General features: G+C 67.1%; 1 protein-coding gene. It reads left to right on the top strand.

Going from position 1 to position 1,443, the window contains the following annotated elements:
- The first annotated feature begins 230 nt into the window (after positions 1–230).
- Positions 231–1,421 carry an IS110 family transposase gene (locus ACWCPM_RS34725; protein ID WP_450980250.1) on the top strand — a complete coding sequence of 397 codons (1,191 nt, stop codon included), beginning with the start codon at positions 231–233 and terminating at the stop codon, positions 1,419–1,421.
- The last annotated feature ends 22 nt before the right edge of the window (positions 1,422–1,443 follow it).

Raw genomic sequence — 1,443 nt, 5'->3', positions numbered from 1 at the left:
TCCCTACGTTGTTCCGTGGGACGCGGTGAGCCCCTCGTATGGTTCATCCACCCAGGGGTGCTGGGTGTGGTTCAAAAGGCTCTGCCGCTTGTGGCTTTCACTGATTGGCCGCCCGGCACCCCACGACGACTCGGCTGCCAATTAGGAATTGCGAATGATCGCTGAGTAGGGAATCGACAGCGAGGTCGTCCGTCGGGAGGCATCAGCAGCACACCGCACGGAGGCACCACATGGCCATGATCTGGGCCGGGATCGACGCAGGAAAGACTCACCACCACTGCGTTGCCATCGATGAGAGAGGCGAGAGGCTGCTGTCGCGCCGCGTCGCCAACGACGAACCCGAGCTCCTCGAACTCCTCGCTGATGTCGCGGCCTTGGGCGAGACGGTGGCCTGGGGCATCGACCTGGCCGACGGCGGCGCCGCTCTGGCCATCACACTCCTGCTCAACCACGACCAGCCGGTGCACTACATCTCCGGCCGGGCCATCCACCGCGCCTCGGAGAGCTACCGCGGCGAGGGCAAGACCGACGCCAAGGACGCCGCCGTCATCGCCGACCAGGTCCGCATCCGCCGCGACCTGCATCTCTTACGCGCCAGCGACGAGACCGTCACCGACCTCAAGATCCTCACCGGCCGGCGCACGGACCTGGTCGCCGACCGCACCCGCACCGTCAACCGGCTCCGCGCCCAGCTCACCGGCATTTTCCCCGGTCTGGAGCGGGCACTGGACCTGACCAACACTGGTCCGCTCGTGCTGCTGACCGGCTACCAGACCCCAGCCGCCCTTCGGCGGATCGGGGTCAAACGGCTTGAGACATGGCTGCGCAATCGCAGGGTCCTTCGCGCTGACCAACTCGCCGCGACAGCCGTCGAAACCGCCGGCCGCCAGCACACCAGCCTGCCCGGGGAGAAACTGACCGCCCAGCTCGTGCACACCCTGGCGACGGAGGTGATGGCCCTCAATCAGCAGATCACGGAGGTCGACAAGGTGATCGAAGCCCGGTTCCGCGAGCACCAGGACTTCGAAGTGATCACCAGCATGCCCGGCCTGGGCGTCATCCTCGGTGCCGAGTTCCTGGCCGCGACCGGCGGCGACATGAGCTTCTTCGGCACCGCGGACCGCCTTGCCGGCTTCGGCGGCGTCGCCCCGGTTCCCCGGGACTCCGGCAGGATCAGCGGCAATCTCCGCCGGCCACTTCGCTACAACCGCCGGCTCCAACGCGTCTTCTACATCTCCGCATTGTTCAGCATCCGTCACTGCGAGGACTCCCGCCGGTTTTACGAACGCAAGCGCGCCGAAGGCAAGCGCCACATCCAGGCCGTCCTGGCCCTGGCCCGCCGCCGCGTCAACGTCCTGTGGGCCCTCCTACGAGACGGACGGCCCTACGAGGCCGTGCCACCCACTGCCCAAGCGGCTTGACAGACCGCATTAGGAATCAGTG

Source organism: Streptomyces sp. NPDC002309 (assembly GCF_053593375.1).
This window is presented reverse-complemented; position numbering and strand designations above follow the sequence as displayed.